This window comes from Bacillus sp. FSL R5-0422 (assembly GCF_038610765.1).
GTDB lineage: Bacteria > Bacillota > Bacilli > Bacillales > Bacillaceae > Bacillus > Bacillus pumilus_O.
The window spans coordinates 808,184-825,040 of the sequence record NZ_CP152014.1; the positions used below are offsets into that span (position 1 = coordinate 808,184).

The 16,857-nt window shown below is 40.8% G+C and carries 17 protein-coding genes; 13 read left to right on the forward strand and 4 right to left on the reverse strand.

The annotated features are described in order from the left end of the window. Positions 1-457: 457 nt before the first annotated feature. Genes MKX52_RS03895 through MKX52_RS03905 form a run of 3 tightly spaced genes read left to right on the forward strand, consistent with a single transcriptional unit; the run spans position 458 to position 7,553 of the window. Positions 458-6,610 (forward strand): SpaA isopeptide-forming pilin-related protein, encoded by a 6,153-nt coding sequence (locus MKX52_RS03895; RefSeq protein ID WP_342491531.1) that lies wholly within the window; start codon positions 458-460, stop codon positions 6,608-6,610. Between the two features lie 21 nt (positions 6,611-6,631). Then, on the forward strand, positions 6,632-7,234 hold the full coding sequence (locus MKX52_RS03900; RefSeq protein WP_144457452.1) for a class D sortase: 603 nt from the start codon (positions 6,632-6,634) through the stop codon (positions 7,232-7,234). Beyond that, positions 7,227-7,553, forward strand: a complete 327-nt coding sequence (locus MKX52_RS03905) for a hypothetical protein (protein ID WP_342491532.1) — start codon at positions 7,227-7,229, stop codon at positions 7,551-7,553. Before MKX52_RS03900 ends, MKX52_RS03905 begins: the two co-directional genes overlap by 8 nt. Before the next feature lie 53 nt (positions 7,554-7,606). On the opposite strand, the gene MKX52_RS03910 is transcribed toward MKX52_RS03905, so the two are convergent. The 3 genes from MKX52_RS03910 to MKX52_RS03920 all read right to left on the reverse strand — a co-directional run bounded on the left by MKX52_RS03910 (position 7,607) and on the right by MKX52_RS03920 (position 8,925). Further along, complete coding sequence (locus tag MKX52_RS03910; protein WP_003217878.1) at positions 7,607-7,921, reverse strand: multidrug efflux SMR transporter; 315 nt, start codon at positions 7,919-7,921, stop codon at positions 7,607-7,609. Further along, entirely contained in the window at positions 7,922-8,266 is a 345-nt protein-coding gene (locus MKX52_RS03915; RefSeq protein ID WP_003217798.1) for an SMR family transporter, read from the reverse strand. It lies immediately after the preceding gene. A gap of 80 nt (positions 8,267-8,346) precedes the next feature. Beyond that, the gene (locus MKX52_RS03920; protein WP_088001729.1) at positions 8,347-8,925 is read right to left on the reverse strand and encodes a TetR family transcriptional regulator; all 579 of its coding nucleotides are present in this window, start codon (positions 8,923-8,925) and stop codon (positions 8,347-8,349) included. Between the two features lie 173 nt (positions 8,926-9,098). On the opposite strand from MKX52_RS03920, the gene MKX52_RS03925 reads away from it, so the two are divergent. The 4 genes from MKX52_RS03925 (at position 9,099) to MKX52_RS03940 (ending at position 12,082) form a co-directional block, all read left to right on the forward strand. Further along, entirely contained in the window at positions 9,099-9,647 is a 549-nt protein-coding gene (locus tag MKX52_RS03925) for a VanZ family protein (protein WP_144504415.1), read from the forward strand. After that, positions 9,644-10,108 carry a DUF6884 domain-containing protein gene (locus MKX52_RS03930; protein WP_342491533.1) on the forward strand — a complete coding sequence of 155 codons (465 nt, stop codon included), beginning with the start codon at positions 9,644-9,646 and terminating at the stop codon, positions 10,106-10,108. The genes MKX52_RS03925 and MKX52_RS03930 overlap by 4 nt, the downstream gene beginning before the upstream one ends. Before the next feature lie 150 nt (positions 10,109-10,258). After that, the gene (locus MKX52_RS03935; RefSeq protein ID WP_342491534.1) at positions 10,259-10,888 is read left to right on the forward strand and encodes a rhamnogalacturonan acetylesterase; all 630 of its coding nucleotides are present in this window, start codon (positions 10,259-10,261) and stop codon (positions 10,886-10,888) included. A gap of 153 nt (positions 10,889-11,041) precedes the next feature. Next, a complete protein-coding gene (locus MKX52_RS03940) occupies positions 11,042-12,082 on the forward strand; it encodes an NAD(P)/FAD-dependent oxidoreductase (RefSeq protein WP_119124591.1) in 1,041 nt (346 codons plus the stop codon). 54 nt (positions 12,083-12,136) lie between these two features. Here the strand turns inward: MKX52_RS03940 and MKX52_RS03945 are convergent, their stop codons facing one another. Further along, a complete protein-coding gene (locus MKX52_RS03945; protein ID WP_088001687.1) occupies positions 12,137-12,466 on the reverse strand; it encodes a YnfA family protein in 330 nt (109 codons plus the stop codon). 355 nt (positions 12,467-12,821) lie between these two features. Between MKX52_RS03945 and MKX52_RS03950 the strand changes: the two genes are divergently transcribed. The 6 genes from MKX52_RS03950 (at position 12,822) to MKX52_RS03975 (ending at position 16,843) form a co-directional block, all read left to right on the forward strand. After that, entirely contained in the window at positions 12,822-13,388 is a 567-nt protein-coding gene (locus tag MKX52_RS03950; protein ID WP_012009305.1) for a sigma-70 family RNA polymerase sigma factor, read from the forward strand. Continuing rightward, on the forward strand, positions 13,385-14,131 hold the full coding sequence (locus MKX52_RS03955; protein WP_342491535.1) for an anti-sigma factor: 747 nt from the start codon (positions 13,385-13,387) through the stop codon (positions 14,129-14,131). The genes MKX52_RS03950 and MKX52_RS03955 overlap by 4 nt, the downstream gene beginning before the upstream one ends. A gap of 267 nt (positions 14,132-14,398) precedes the next feature. Next, complete coding sequence (locus MKX52_RS03960; protein WP_342491536.1) at positions 14,399-14,902, forward strand: hypothetical protein; 504 nt, start codon at positions 14,399-14,401, stop codon at positions 14,900-14,902. Between the two features lie 88 nt (positions 14,903-14,990). Beyond that, positions 14,991-16,016, forward strand: a complete 1,026-nt coding sequence (locus tag MKX52_RS03965) for a zinc-binding alcohol dehydrogenase family protein (protein WP_342491537.1) — start codon at positions 14,991-14,993, stop codon at positions 16,014-16,016. After that, positions 16,013-16,540, forward strand: coding sequence for a YfiT family bacillithiol transferase (locus MKX52_RS03970; protein ID WP_251184561.1), 528 nt, complete (start codon positions 16,013-16,015; stop codon positions 16,538-16,540). Before MKX52_RS03965 ends, MKX52_RS03970 begins: the two co-directional genes overlap by 4 nt. 12 nt (positions 16,541-16,552) lie before the next feature. Continuing rightward, positions 16,553-16,843 carry a hypothetical protein gene (locus MKX52_RS03975; RefSeq protein ID WP_088001679.1) on the forward strand — a complete coding sequence of 97 codons (291 nt, stop codon included), beginning with the start codon at positions 16,553-16,555 and terminating at the stop codon, positions 16,841-16,843. The last annotated feature ends 14 nt before the right edge of the window (positions 16,844-16,857 follow it).

Consider the following 16,857-nt stretch of genomic DNA (forward strand, 5'->3'; position numbering starts at 1 on the left):
AGTTTATTTTTTTGCTGTTGAAACGGTAAATGTAAGAATAAAACGCAACAGCTTTTTGATTACCATATGAAAGGGAGTAGAAAGGAATGCGATCTATATAATGCTGAACTGACTCACCTTACATACGGTATGATACATGCTTGTTTCATATGAACGAACCATATGTGAATACATGCTTATATATGCATGTATTTATAATTTATTGTTTATTCCAGGATAAATAGAAACATTCACATTTATTCTTTTTCACGATCACAATCCTCTCACTATACCCCATTACTATAGACCCCTATCCAGTTACTATTTCCACTACTCATGATTTCCTTTCAACCTCATGATTGATCAACTCATTTTATTCATAGGGTCTTAAGGTGCAATTTTTTTAGAAAATATTTGATCAGAAGCGGAGTGATTAACTGATTTTTTTATCATTGTTGAAAATTAATTTTAGAAAAGGGTGGATGTATTGAAAAGAATATTGTCATTGGCTCTCATTGCGGTGTTAGTCATACAGTCTAGTATATTAGGAATTTTGCCTTTAGCAGAGGCACAAGCCAAAGAAAGCCAAGAAAACATTTATGGGGATATTGAGTTTGTTGATAGCGAAGGAAACAAGTTATCAAACATAGAAGATCAGCAAGTTAGAAAGGCAATTGTTCATTGGTCGATAAAAGGAATAGATCTAAAAAAACAATATCCGTATGTTCTCACTCTTCCTTCAGCCATACAGGTAGAGAAGGAGCAAAAGGAATCCATTACAGTGGATGACATCATCGTTGGCGAGTATACCGTTTCAAAACAAAATGAAGTGACGGTCATATTTAAAGAAGATGTTGAGCTTGATCCAAATTTAGAAGGATCAATAGACATCGATGTCACCAGTATAGCTGAGCAAAAAGAAAAAACAAAGCAAAACGAGCGTGAAGAAAGCCTTCCAAAAGATGATTCAACCTCAACTGAAAAAGAAGATAAGAATCAAGAAGCCGCTCAAACGAAACAAAGTGATGAAGAGGAATTACTAAAAAACAAAGTGAACGTATCTAAGCGTGTAGGGCTACAAAGTGTTTCAAAACAAATGCAGATACAAGAAAATCTTCTCACTGATGCGAAATTAATTTTTGAAGATCAGGAAGGAAATTCAGTTGATAAACCTGACGTCAACTCGCTTATTTCCATTAACTATGAGTGGGCGATCCCAAACGGTCATAGCTATAATGGCGGGGATGAATTCCATTTCAAGGTTCCAGAGGAATTAGTGATTTACGAAAAAATCGATCGTCTTGAGATGAAATTTAATCAGGCAACCATTGGTTATTTTTCTGTAGATGAGAGCGGCAATGCCTCCATCGAATTCACTGATTTTATTAAACAATATTCAAATATCCATGGAACACTTCAAGTATGGACACAATTAGATAAAAAAACTGTGATTACTGAAGAAAAAGAAGTGGTCATTACCCCGATTGAAGGCAAAGATAAGATATCGATCCCGATTCAATACATTCCAAATGGTCCAAACGTCTCGAAAAAGGGAGAGCCAAATCGATCTTACAATGCTGAAACCATTCAATGGACAGTTGATTTTAATATGGACTTAGACGATGTGAAACAAGCGAAGCTGTTAGATCCGATTCAAGAAGGTCAAGCGTTAAAGAAAGATTCAATCAAGCTTTATCGTGTTGATACAAAACTAAATGGTGAAACATCGATTGGTCAGCTACTTGACGAAAACCACTACACGATTGGCCAAACAGCAGATGGTCAAGATTTCACGATTGAATTTAAAGATGACGTGCATCTCGCTTACCGTTTAATGTATGAAACAGACATTACGAATCAAGACCAGTCTGCGTTTCGTAATAAAGCGTCCCTTGTCTCTGCTGATAAAGTGATTAGTTCAGCAGAAGGAACAGTGAATGTGACAAGAGGTAGTCCTTTAAATAAAAAAGCTGCTCAATACGACCCAGTCACACAAACAATTACGTGGGAAATTCGTTATAACTATAACGAAAAAAAGATTGCTGAAAAGGATGCTCTGTTAGAAGACTTCTTTAATGGCACACAGTCGCTGATTACTGATTCATTTCAAGTCAAGGAAGTCACAATTGATCAGAATGGCAAAGAATCAGGAACAAAAGCGTTTGAAGATTATGTGGTTCAACCTCAAAAAAAGGATGAACAAAACGGGTTTACCTTGCAATTCAATCAAGATATTCAATCGGCTTATCTCATCACATATCAAACAAAAGCAACCGAGCGAATTTTCGAAGCTGAAGACATTATCAATACTGTCACAGCTGGCAAAGAGAGCAAACAAGGGAAGCAAAGAATTGACCAGCAAATCCTAACGAAAAATCATGGAACACCGAATTACAAGAACAAGACCATTCCATGGCGTATCATCTTCAACAAAGATCAACAAACCATGAACAACGTGATATTAAAAGATACGTTTACAAACGAAGGATTGACGCTGCAAAAAGATAGTTTAAAAGTGACGACAGGTAATACAGTGCTAGAAGAAGGCACAGATTATCAAATCGTTGAACATGCAAATGGATTTGATATTCAATTTACGAAAGAAATCAAGACAGAACATACCATCACATATACAACGTCTTTTGATTATGAAAAAAGAGCAGATAAAGATCAAAAGAATTTGCGTAACCACGTAAAGCTTGAATGGGTAAATGAAGATGGCAAGGATTTGACGAAGGAAAATCAATCTGTCTTCACACCTGACACATACACGCAGTCAAATGGTTTCAAGAATGGAACATATGATGCAAAGAAAAAAGAGATCACATGGAATATCGGTGTGAACTATAACTTGAAACATTTAGAAGAGGCGAAAATCGAGGATTTCATTCAAGGAAATCAGCGTTTGCTTAAAGATTCAATCATCGTCTACTCGCTTGATTTACAAGGCGGGGAAAATGATGCGGAAGAAAAAGAAGTATTAGCGAAAGAACATTATGACATCAAATTCCTTGAAAATGAAAAGGGAGAATCAGGCTTCGAAGTCATTTTCAAACATGCCATTGATTCCCCATACAAAATCACGTATCAAACAAGTGTTGAAGGAATGGATTTAGTACAGAAAACTTACGAAAATAAAGCGACCCTTTATGATGGAAAGACGAAAGAATCAGATGTGAATGCTGTGGTATCTATTCCAAATGGAGGGAAATACACGAGCAAATCAGGAAATCAACAAGGGAAAGTGATTGATTGGAAACTGAATATCAACTTTGGTCAATCAACAGTCCAAGATGCGACGATTATAGACCATCCGAGCAGTAACCAAGCCATCATAGAAAACTCATTTCATCTGTATTCGACAACAATAGATGAAAAGGGGCAAGTGACCAAAAAGGAAGAGCTGGAAAAAGGGAAGGATTATGAACTAGACCTTGAATTCGATCCAGATTCATTTCAAATTAAATTTAAAGAAGAAATCACGAGACCCTATATTTTAGAATACCAATCTCTCATTTTAGATAAGGTAGGAAGTACACTTCAAAACGAAGTAACGTTTAGAGGTGAAAACGTAAAAGAAATCAAAAAGGAATCCGAAGCCTCAATTGTGGTCAAACGTACCGCTGGTATGGGAGATGGCACAGGAGCGATTGGCGCTTTAACCATTAAAAAGGTAGATGCGAGTAGCGGAAAAGCGCTAAAAGGAGCAAGCTTTTCTCTGACTGATGCTGCGAGCGGTATCGTCATTGGAACAAAGACAACAGATGAAGAAGGAGCTCTTCGATTTGATCGTCTTCTGTATGGTGACTATATCGTGACAGAAGAGAAAGCACCTGATGGTTATATAAAAACGAAGGAACCGATCAATGTCACGATTGATCAGCCTTACGAATCAGGAGATCAAACAAAAACAGGAAATAGCATGACGGTGCAAAACCAAGAAATTCGCCAGCATGTCCAGTTAACGAAAAAAGACAAAGAGACGGGTGCGGTATTAGAGAATGCAGAATTTGAACTGAAAAATGAATCTGGAGATACCGTCCAAACCCATTTGAAAACGGACGAAAAAGGAGAAATCCTTTTCAAACACCTTGAGCCAGGTTCCTATTATTTTGTTGAAACAAACGCACCGAAAGGCTATCAATTAAATCAGCAAAAATGGCCGTTCACCATTAAAGAAAATCAAACAGAAACAACGATTGTCACCGCTGTAAATGACATCATCAAAGGCTCTGCTGAATTGAGCAAAATAGGTGAAGGCGGAGAGAGACTAGAAGGTGCACAGTTCAAGCTCTTAGATCAAGACGGACATGAGCTAAATGGTTCACTTATCACAGGAGAAAATGGCAAGATCACGATAAACGAACTAAGACCGGGTAAGTATCAGCTCTTTGAAACAAAAGCACCTGATGGTTATGTATTAGATGAAACACCCATCACATTTGAAGTACCACTCGATCCAACAGAACCAGTCATCATTTCACAAAAGAACCTATATGAAACAAGTGCATTAGAAGTGATGAAAGAAGGGGAAGATGGTAAGAAGCTTCAAGGTGTTCGCTTTGAAATCACGGATCAAAATGACAAAGTCGTGCGTAAAGATTTGACAACAGATGAAGATGGGAAGCTTTTGGTCGATAACCTCAAACCGGGCAAATATCAGCTTGTGGAGACAGAGAGTATTGATGGTTACCAAAAGAAAAATAAACCTTATCCGTTTACCATCGAAATCGCACAAAAAAAACCGGCAGAGATCAAAGTGATCAATGATCTCAAAACTGGAGCTGTCCAGCTCACGAAGCTCGGTGAAAAGAATGAAGCGCTTGAAGGAGCAGAATTCAAGCTTGTAGATGCAAATGGAAAAGAGATAAAAACAGGTCTCGTCACAGATGAGAACGGGAAGATCATCGTCAACGATCTTAAACCTGGAACCTATCAGTTTGTTGAAACGAAGGCTCCATTCGGTCATGAGCTTGACGAAACACCTGTCACTTTTGCTATGCCATTTAACCCTGAGAAGCTGGTCAGTGTGACAAAAGAAAATAGCCGCACAACAGGCGGAGTGCTGTTACACAAAAAAGGCGAAGATGGGAAATCATTAGAAGGGGTTGTCTTTGATCTATCTGATGCCAAAGGAAAGATAGTGGCAGGAGGAGAAGGGATTACAACCAATCAGGATGGAAAGATTACCTTCACAGGTCTAAAACCTGGAACCTATCAATTTGTTGAAAGAAAGAGTCTTGAAGGCTATGAATTGAGTGAGAAACCACTTGTCTTTGAAGTTGATTTAGGTCAAAAAGAATTGATTCAAGTAGAGGCGATCAATCAGCTCAAGAAAGGTTCTGTAGAACTCACAAAAATAGGGGAAGAAAAGGAAAGATTGAAAGGCGCAGAATTTACACTTTTCAATGACGATGGTAAAGAATTGATGTCAGGTTTAACAACCAACGAAAAAGGCATCATCACTGTCAACGATTTGAAACCAGGCGCTTACCAATTGGTTGAAACGAAGGCTCCTTTTGGACATAAACTTGATGCAGAACCAGTAGACTTTAAGATTGATTTCAATCCAAATCAACTGGTGAAAGTGACAAAAGAAAATGTTCGGATGACTAGTGCTGTAAAGCTTCAGAAAAAAGGGGAGGATGGTCAGTTGCTCGCTGGCGTGACCTTTGACCTGATTGATGCGCACGATCAGCGTATAAAGAAAGACTTAAAGACAGACAAAAACGGTCAACTGACAGTCGATCAACTGAAGCCAGGAACCTATCAATTTATCGAAACAGCAAGCATCGCCGGCTATGAATTGGATCAGACACCTGTCTCATTTACGATTCGATTAGGTCAAGACAAACCAGCAAAAGTAGAAATGATCAACAAACTGACGCCGGGAGCAGTGGAATTGACCAAAGTAGATTATGAGGGACATACGCTCGAACATGCAGAGTTTGCGCTTCTGAGTAAAGAAGGGAAAACGTTGAAGAAATCACTTGTAACGGACCAAAAAGGAAAGATTCATATCAACGATCTAAAACCGGGAGACTATCAATTCGTTGAAACGAAAGCACCTCACGGCTACAAATTGGATGATCAGCCGATCCTGTTTACAATTGAGAAAAATCAGCAGAAGCCACTTCAAGTAACTGCGAAGAATCACTTGATTTTAGGAAGTCTGCGTATCATAAAGGTAGACCAGCAGACAGATAGAACTTTAAAAGGTGCAGCCTTTGACATTCGTACAAAAGCTGGGGAAACTATAAAATCTGTGACAACAGAAGAAGACGGAGAAGCCATTGTTAAAGGGCTTAAACCTGGTGAATATACACTCACAGAGACGAAAGCGCCAAATGGTTATGTAGCTTTAAAGAAACCACTCGCGTTTACAATTGAAATGGGCGAAGTGGAGATCAAGACATTGATTGTGAAAAATGCTCCAATGAAGAATGAAGTGGACCACACGAATCCTCCAGCCTCAGATAAGGGGGATCAACATCCGCCTCATGGCTCAAACTCAAACGGGGAGCTGCCAAAGACTGGGGAAGAATGGCTACGTTATATGATGTATGCAGGGATTTTACTAGTAGCTTCTGGGACTGTTCTTCTTGTTCTTAGAAGAAGAACCATTCAGTAAAAGGAAGGAACGAGTGTATAGATGAAAAAAAGAACCTTATTAGGCAGCTTTTTGGTGGTCGCGGGACTAATGCTCATCTCTGTTCCTTTAATATATGAGTGGCGAACTTCTCAAGAGACAGCAGCAATGGAACAGGCATTAAAGATGATTGAAGAAAATGACAGTGATGCCCTTTCTTCTATTCCACATCTCACTGTGTCAGAAGAAGACCTTCGAGATGTGATGGAGCTAGAGATCCCGTCAATCGATTTAAACGAAAAAGTGCTTCCTGTTACCTCAAAAGAAAATTTAGGTATTGCACTGACTCAAATTAAATCTCATCAAATGCCGGGTGAAGGAAATTTCACGATTGCAGGCCATAGAGGGTATAGAGGCGATCGTCTTTTCAGGCAGCTGCCAGAGGTACCGAAAGGAGAAAAAGTCGTCTTACATCATCAAGCAGAAACATACGAATATAAAATTGTCAGCTCAGCTACGATTGAACCGACGGATGTTGATGTCCTCAAGGATCGCGGGAAAAATGAACTGACATTGATTACTTGTACTCTTGATGGTCAGAAACGCTTTGTCTTAAAAGGAATACGAATCAATGCTTCAAAGGGTGAGCAACCGTCGGATGTATAACACCAACATAATAGATGATGGGTACGATGGAAAAGCAGCGCTCACGACTGGCATGCTACACCAATTGTTATCAGCACATTATCCAACATTAAAAAATGAACGTTGGGATGTTGATGTAGATACAATTCGGACTTCGCCTATTCTTCATCCTATATTAAAAAGAAAGCTACCAATTGGTATCGAAAAATTCACCTGTGTCTTGTTCACGCAGCAAACAGCCGTTTTTGGAGAGCCCTTGATTGTGTACTTTTTATTAGATGAAAGAGGCGAAACGATTTACGCAATGGATCTCTTGCTCGAGCAGCAGGATACCCATTGAATGAGAAACAAAAAAGGAAGGGGCTTTGACTCCCTTCCTTTTTTGTTATTTAATTATGCAAATAACTTCAGCCCGACGACGCCAATCACAATCAGCAACAAGCTGAGGATACGAATCATGTTTTTCGGCTCTTTAAATAGAATCATATTAAACAAGACAGAGCCTGCCGTTCCAAGCCCAATCCAGACCGTATAGGCAACGGATACTTGAACGGAAGAGAACGAGGCGTATAAAAACAAAAAGGATAAGGCAAATCCGCCGACAAATAAAATACCTGTCGTGATTTGTTTCTTCTTACTAAACATATTGAGACCAATGGTTCCGCCAATTTCGCAGGCAGAGGCTAATAGTACAAAAAACCAGCCCATTTATACCGCTTCTCCTTTCTGCTCATGTGCATCTCCATCAGACACTTTCAGCCCAATAATCCCGAGAATCAAAATCCCCATAAATAAGAGCTTTTCTAATGAAAACGAACCGCCAAACAGCGCATAATCCATCAAAGACGTACCAATCGTTCCAACTCCGGCAAACACGGCGTACACGGTCCCTGTCGGCAGCTTCTCACAGGCTTTCATTAAAAAATAAAAATCAACCGGGATCAGGCAAATAATGATCGCCCACTCCCACACCGCATCAGCTCTATTTAAACCAAACACCCAGAGTAATTCGAATAAACAAGTGAGTGCGACATACATCCAGCTTTTTTTCATCGTATTTCCTCCTAAAACTCAAAACTGACGATTCGTCATTTTGAAACCAAAAAAGAGCGTACAGCAAGTGCTGTACTAAGTTAAGATGTCTCTATGCCAAGTGCGTAAAGAAGAAATTGCTTCACCTCTCGCTTTTGAATTAGAACCTCTTCTGTATCTGTTTCTGTAAATAAGTACATTTGTTCAGCAGACGATTCAAGTAAACCGATAATGAATTTGGCTGCATATTGACAGTTCAAATTCGCACGGACCCTTTTGTCCTGCTTTGCTTTTTCTAAAAAAGCAGCGACCCATTTGTAAATCGGCTCATAAATATCTTCCCATTCCTTTAAATGCTCCGTGGCAGCTAAACCTGAGTAGGTCAGAGCAAGGACGTCACGGTATTGTCTTGTAAAAGAGAAGATGAATTCAACAAGTGCATCTGCTTGATCGAGGACATCCGCATGCTGAGTGAGTTCCTTTTCAATGGCAGGCACCATCTGCGAGATCAGATGTTCTGCAATAGCAGGCATGACAGACAGTTTTGAAGGAAAATATAAATAGTACGTTCCTTGCGCGACTCCTGCTGCTTTCACAATATCCGAAATGGTTGTTTTTTCGATTCCTTTTTCTTTAAACGCGTCAATGGCAGCAAGCATAATCTTTTCTCGTTTCGACATATCATCACCGACCTTAAATGACTGAATGTCAGTCAGTTTATCTAAAAAATGACGATTTGTCAATATGGGTTTCTCGTCATTGAATAGGAGAATAAGTGATGAATAGATGCGGGCAGGCCTGAATAAGCTGTAAATAGGGTCAAGCATTATGCGAGAAAGGGGCAGCTCTCCGTATGACATTCAGTGCGATGTTTTCTATGACTTATTTTCTCTTGCTCGTCCCGCTCTATTTACATATGAGATACAGACAAGCGAAAAAGCAAAAACGATTTATCTATTTACGAACAGAAATCGTTCTTGCCTGTCTGTTTATTTATACGAATGTTTTATTATATTTGACGGTCTTTCCAAATCGTTTTTCCGCACCAAGGGACCAGGTGAGTGTCAACCTCGTACCTTTGCAGTCCATTTATCAAAATCTCCATGCCTATCATCACGGCTATCCCAATCTTGTTTTTTTAAATTTGGCAGGGAACATTTTGTTATTTGTGCCACTTGGTTTTTTTCTCTATCAAGCATTCCGAACATTGCGCTGGCAAAAAGCGATTCTTGCTGGCTTTTTCTTATCTACGATGATTGAAGTGCTTCAATGGGTATTCTCACAATCTGGTATGATTACAAGAAGCAGCGATATTGATGATATTCTCTTAAATACACTCGGCACAGTGCTAGGTTGTATGTTGTATCGAATGTATCGACGAAGGAAGGAGAAAATTAAGTGAAGCGAGTTTGTATCATTCCATGTGGGGCGAAGAAAATGTGGGACGTCCAGCCAGAAGCAGGAAGCCAGCCGGCGAACCTTGTTTATTTAAGTCCGCTGCATCAGCGTACGAAAAGCTATGCCCAAACGTTCTTTTCAGACTGGCTGATCATATCAGCGAAGCATGGATTCTTAAAGGCAAATGATATCATTCATGAAAATTATGATGTGGCTTTTGGTACGCCGCATGCCGATCAGATAACACGTGAAGGACTAAGTGAGCAATTTCATGAAAAACATCTCACTGCATATGATGAACTAGTGATACTAGGTGGAAAGAAATATCGAAAGGTGATCGATCCTTTATTACTTCCTCATCAGACAGCGATTTATCCCCTAGCTCCATATAAGGGAATTGGCTACATGCTTCAGGCGTTAAAGCAAGCTGTTGAGACAAAAGTAGAACTTCCGCCGCATATTTAACGTGTTCACATCGACCGGTAAGCAGGGTTTTCATCATCAAAAAGAGAATCAATGAAGTAGCGATGCTGATTGTTTCATATCTTTTCAGCAGCCACTAGGATGTCCGCATCGCTTATAAGAGTGGCTATATGAACAAGGGGGCGTGTGAACATGACAACCATCTATTTAGCTGGTGATTCAACTGTTGCATCTTACCCAGATCGTCCTGTTCAAGGAGGATGGGGAGAGTTTTTACATCGCTATACAGCTCAAGACGTGAGCGTCGACAACCGCGCAATCGGTGGAAGAAGCTCAAAAACATTCATTGAAGAAGGACGGCTTGATAAAATATTGGCTGACATTCAGCCTGGGGACTGGCTGTTCACCCAAATGGGGCACAATGATGCTTCAACGGAGAAGCCCGAGCGGCATACAGATCCTTTTACGACGTATAAAAGTTATTTGTCACAATATATTCACGGAGCAAGAGCGAAAGGTGCTACACCGCTTTTATTAACGCCAGTCGGCCGGTTTCATGAAAAAGATGGAGAATATATCAACGATTTCCCTGATTACTGTGCCGCTATGAAAGAACTAGCTGATGAAGAAGAAGTCCTTCTTGTCGATTTAAATACGGCAAGCCTTCAGTTTTATCAAATTTCCGGCATAGAGAAAACGACTTCTTACTTTATGCTGTCAACAGTCATAGAGGATCGCACGCACTTTACAAAAGAAGGAGCAGATGCGATTGCAAGACTTGTTTCACTGGAATTAAAAGACCTTGGATTAACGATTGTGTGATGGATGACAGGACGAGAAAGCGCTCGTCCTGTTCTTTTTTTGCAGAAAGCTATTGATTCCCTTCGCCAGAGTAGACTACAATAGGTACATATGATAATGAGAATCAATATCACTTATAAATAGATCAATCGATAAAAAACTGGAGGGACTCAAATGACAGAACAACTTGAATTGTTTGACGTCACCATTATTGGCGGCGGTCCAGCAGGCATGTACACTGCCTTTTATAGTGGGATGCGGGATTTAAAGACGAAGGTACTGGAGTATAATGAAAGCCTTGGCGGGAAAATCCTACTGTATCCTGAAAAAGTCATTTGGGATGTAGGCGGTTTGCCGCCAACAAGAGGCGAACAGTTGATTCAGCAGCTGGAAACACAGGCGAAAACATTTGAACCAGAGATCGCACTAAATCAAAAAATCACGTCATTCGAACGAGATGAACATCAGAACATTTTGCTGACGGCTGAAAATGGTGATCGCCATTTGACGAAGACCCTCATTTTAGCGATGGGCCACGGCATCCCTGTCCAGCGGAAACTTGAAATAGAGCATGCAGACCGTTATGAAGTGACAAACCTTTATTACACAGTGCAGGAGCTTAAGACATTTGCAGGAAAGCGAGTGGTCATCTCAGGAGGCGGCGACTCAGCGGTTGACTGGGCAAATGCCCTTGTTCCAATTGCAGAAAGTGTCACCGTCGTGCATCGCCGTGACATGTTTGGTGGACATGAGAAAAACGTCGCCAACATGAAGGCATCTTGCGCACGAATTTTAACCCCGCATGAACTGACCGACCTTCATGGTCAAGGTGACAAAATTGATGCGGTCACGATTCAACATTTAGAGACAGGTGAAATCGAACGAATAGAAACAGACGCTGTCATCGTCAATCACGGCATGAAAGGTGATTTGAGCGTGCTATCAGAATGGGGACTCAAGCAAGGTGAATGGGGACTCATCGAGGTCAATGAAAAAATGGAAACCAATTTACCGGGCGTCTATGCGGTAGGCGATTTATGTACACATAAAAGCAAAGTTCGCTTAATTGCTGGGACATTTGTTGACGGAGTCAATGCGCTCAATAGCGCGAAGCTTTACATCGAACCAGAAGCCGAAAAAGTGGCATACGTTTCCTCTCATAACGAACGCTTTAAGGAGAAAAACAAAGAATTACAAACGGTTGGTGCTCGTTAAAAAATAATCTCATAAAAAGTGCTGCCCATATGTGGCAGCACTTTTTATATGAGGCTATGAATGGCGAGGTGCAAATAACATCACACTGACCCCAGCTAAACAGATCAAAGCACCCATCCAGTCGTAGAGATCAGGCGTTTTTCGATCGACCCACCAGCCCCAAAACACAGCAAGAACCACAAACACACCGCCATAGGCCGCATAAACCCGTCCGAACGTCGGGAACTGCTGGAAGGTAGGAATGACCCCATAAGCGACGAGGATGAGGCTGCCGGCGATCCCGAAGCTAATAGGTTTTGCTTCACGCAGCCAAAGCCACACGAGATAGCCGCCGCCAATTTCTGCTATTCCTGCTAATAAAAAAAGAACGATCGTCAACATCATGTAAGACACTCCAATTCAATTCGTTACCTTCTATTATGACATGTTGAAAAAATGCGTTCTACTTCATTTACATTGTGATGGGGACGAGAGTTTGCTAGAATCAACTGGACAATGATTGGAAACACATGGATTCTTGACTTTTTGGAAATAAATGATCCAAATGACGTTTCTTTTCGTAAAGTAAGTACATTCTCATGAGGAGCACACTTCCTTTTTCGGCGCTCTTTTTTTCTCCTTGAAAAAAGAGTAAAGTACAAAGTAGGCTTATTTCAGTAAATCAAGTGATAAGCAATACGTGAAGGATTTCATGATGAATGCAGCATGCTCTTTCTCATGAAAAAGGAAGGAGATGACCATGGATACACTGAAAGATTCTGAGCTGTATCACAAGATCAAAATTGATCGTCACAAGCCTTCGCTTGAAGTGCTATATGATCGCTATGAACGTGTGTTATATTCGTTTATTTATAAAATGACTGGAAGCCGTGAGCTTGCGGAGGAAGTGCTTCAAGAAGTCTTTATCAAGCTCTGGCGCGGGATAGGAGAATACCATACGGATAAAGGCAAATTCTCCTCGTGGTTATTCATGATGTCACGCAACACGGCCATTGATCTCCTAAGAAAGAACAGGAACGAAACGGCACTAGAAGATGAGCATATTGAATATTTAGCCGATCATCAAGAAGATGTATCAAAGGAAGTCGAATGGAACGAGGAAAAACAAATCATACGTGAAGCAGTATCTACATTGTCAAAAGAACAGCAAACCATCATAGAAGATGTCTATTTTAAAGGAATGACACAAAAAAGTATTGCTGAAAAGCTAGGCATCCCCATTGGAACGGTGAAGGGAAGGGTTCGATTGTCATTGAAGCACTTACGGACGAGACTGTCTCGCGGAGGAAAGGAGGAAGAGGCATGACTCAGTGTAAACATCAAGTGATTGATTATTTCAACGGACATATCCAAGGAGAAGAAAAAGCACAATTTGAAGAGCACCTCAAGAACTGCTCAGCTTGCAAAGAAGAGCTTGAAGAATTGACATCGCTCATGTCTGACATTCCATTTCTAGCAAGTGACCAAACACCTCCGGCAGGGATGAAAGACCGTATTTTATCCAAGGTGTTTGAAGAAGAGACAGTCGAAGAAAAGAATAGCCATAGGAAAGAGCTCAAGGCAGCACGTGAACAAAATGAGATCAAACCACTACAAAAGAAACGAAATCAATGGCTCTTGCCGCTCGTTGCCGCACTGCTTCTCATTTCAGCAGCTGGAAACGTGTATTTCTTATCGAATGGAAAAGAACAGGCGGAAGAACCTGTCAGGGTTGTAGCGACAAAATCACTTGCATCAGCCGCATCACCAAAAACAACGGGTGCTTTCTCAGTGATTGAACATAACGGCAAAAAAGAGTTGGTTGTGAGTGCAGATGGATTAAAGGATCAGCTTGATTCATCTGCTGTTTATCAAGTGTGGCTCATTAAAGGCGATCAGCCGGTACCAGCTGGTGCCTTTAAAACAGATAACAAAGGAGAAGGAACCGTCACCTATGCGTTATCTGAAAAAGAAGCGAGCGAATCATGGGATACCGTGGCAGTCACCCTTGAACCAAAAAAGGATAACAAGCTGCCGCAAGGACCTGTCGTACTAAGTGCTGCATTTTAAATTTGATTCAGGTAGGATGCCTTTTTGGGCATCCTTTTCAGATTGTTGACAAAGGGCTAAAATGATCTTTATTTTAGCCCTTTGTCTTCTTTTTCAGCGTGATAGAAAACCTTTGAAGTCTAGGAAGGACGAGCACCGGAGCACAGACCTGACAACGAATGCGAGGGTTTGTCTACACGCTGGAAGGTTGCCTTTTTGGCATCCTTTTTTGATAGGCAGAGGGAACTTTTTGGTAGATCAGACGTAGTACATATGGAGGTGAAACAGATGAAACCATACATAGAAAAAGAACTATTTCTCTTAGCAGTGAGACACGCATGTGTTGCCATTTATTTTCTTGTCATCCCATTTTTGATCCCATTCTTTTATCGCCCATCTCTTTTATTCATTACGCTCATTGCACTTTTTATTACTCATAATTTAGCCGAAAGTATCATTTGGTTTTATAAATCGAGAAAGATCAGAAAGCACCAGTCTGGTGATCTATCGAAACAAGGACATGTCTTGACCGAGATCGCACAAAGGCTTGAACAGCTGATGATGATTAGTTTTGTGGTGTTTTTTATAAATGAATGGATACAGGGGATAGCAGATATGTCTAACCTCTTCTTCATTACTTTTTTCTTCATCATTGTTTTCCTGCAACACATCCAGTTTTATTACGTTCAGCTATTCTTTAAATCCAAAAGCTGGTTCTCTTATGTTCCTTCATGGCAAAAGGCACGCCCTTCTTATATAGCAAGGGAGAGAAAGGCTTTGAAGAGTTCTTAATGTGCATTCACTCGTTTGATTAACTATAAACATCAGAAAATTATGATAAAATGTGGAAAAGAAGCATAGAAAAAGGGAGTGCAAGCGAGTGAAAGCTGTTGGACTATTGGAGTACTTACCGATCGAGCATGAGCAAAGCTTGGTGGATCAGGAAGTTGAAAAACCTAAAGCAGCGGGCAGGGATATACTGGTGAAGGTTGAAGCTGTGTCAGTGAATCCAGTGGATACGAAGGTGAGATCACCGAAGGATCAGAAGGAAGAAAAACTGAAAATTCTTGGCTATGATGCAAGCGGTACGATTGTTGAAGTCGGCGAAGCGTGTACATTATTTCAGCCAGGTGATCATGTGTATTATGCGGGAGATATCACGCGTCAAGGTTCAAATAGTGAGTATCAGCTTGTGGATGAACGGATAGTGGCAAAAAAGCCTGCTAATCTCTCATTTGCAGAAGCAGCCGCGATGCCTCTGACAACGATTACGGCATATGAAGCGTTATTTGAACGGATGCATATGAAGCGAAATGCAGAAGGGGCAACATTGCTCATCATCGGCGGTGCAGGCGGAGTAGGTTCTATCGCCATCCAACTAGCCAAATTAGCAAATGCCACTGTGATTGCCACCGCATCAAGACCTGAAACAAAAGAGTGGTGTCTGTCATTAGGTGCTGATCATATCATTGATCATCATGAGCCGCTTCTCGCGCAGCTTCAGGAAAGAGGAATAGGAGAAGTGGATTACATTTTATGCTTAAATGATACAGATGGACATTTCAAAGGCATGGCAGAAGCGATCAAACTGCAAGGAACGATCTGTACCATTGTCGAGAATCAGCACAACTTAGACATTCAATTACTCAAAAATAAAAGTGCTGCATTTGTATGGGAGTTTATGTTCACACGCCCTATGTACAAAACAGCGGACATGATCAAACAGCATGAGCTTTTAACAGAAGCTGCTGAGTTATTTGAACAGGGGTCATTGACGCATACGTTAACAAAGATTCTCAGTCCGATCAATGCCGCTCATTTAAAGCAGGCACATCAAACCCTTGAACAAGGAAAGATGATTGGTAAATTTGTACTAGAAGGATTTGAGAAAGGGGAGAGTGTATGACATCATTACAATACCCGATTGGCTTATATGAACCGGTTGAAAATAAAACAAAGGAACAGCTAGAGGCATGGATTGATCTGTTAGCTGAGATTCCACAACAATATGAAGCGGTCACCAATCAATTGACAGATGCTCAGCTGGATACACCCTATCGGCCTGGAGGATGGACCGTCCGTCAACTCATTCATCATGTAGCAGACAGTCATCTAAATGCATACTTACGATTCAAGCTTTCGCTCACAGAAGAAACACCGCACATCCGTCCATATGATCAAGCGGGATTCGCAGAGCTTCCAGATAGCAAAGCGCCTATCAGCCTATCACTGCCCTTCATCAGCAGTCTGCATCGCAGGTGGGTGACATTACTTAGAGGGATGACAGCGGAAGACTTCACAGCGTCTTATTATCATCCAGCCGATCAACAAACGGTGTCCTTATATGACGCAACAGGAATGTACGTCTGGCACTCAAAGCATCACCTTGCCCATATCACGGAATTAATCAAAAGAAATCAATGGAATTAAAGGAGTAAACACATGTCTGGTAGAAGAATTGTCGGTGCCATGTTTATTTGTATGGCGGCATTGTTTTATTTAGCAAAATATGTTCTTTTTGAGCTTCATTATTCTGGAATGAGCTTTGATGAAGATGTAAATAATTTTCAACTTCTAGAAGAGGTGCTCCCTGGCGGTACATGGATCAGCATTCTATTTCTCATCATCGGGTTAGCCTATCTTTTATGGGATGACAGAGTCGTTCTTCAAAAAACCTTCATCCTCTCAGATAAACAAGTAGAAGAAGAAATAAAAAAGACGGATCTCAAGTGACCGTCTTTTTTCCT